1 pseudogene is annotated in these 237 nt (G+C 51.5%); it reads left to right on the forward strand.

Annotated features, from left to right (window positions below):
- A pseudogene (locus ACHRV0_RS21755) lies at nucleotides 1-237 on the forward strand (collagen-like protein); the annotation flags it as partial.

A 237-nucleotide genomic window follows, 5' to 3' on the forward strand; every position in this document is an offset into this window, starting at 1 on the left:
AACAAACGGAGCTGACGGAAAAGACGGAGCTGTAGGACCGCAAGGATTACAAGGAATCGCTGGAGCCAACGGAGCTGATGGAAAAGATGGAGTTGACGGAGCAGTAGGACCACAAGGATTACAAGGAATCGCTGGAGCCAACGGAGCTGACGGAAAAGACGGAGCAGTTGGACCGCAAGGATTACAAGGTATTGCTGGAGCAAACGGTGCTGATGGAAAAGACGGAAAAGACGGAAT

Origin of the sequence: Flavobacterium sp. FlaQc-30 (assembly GCF_044005885.1) — a bacterium.
GTDB lineage: Bacteria > Bacteroidota > Bacteroidia > Flavobacteriales > Flavobacteriaceae > Flavobacterium.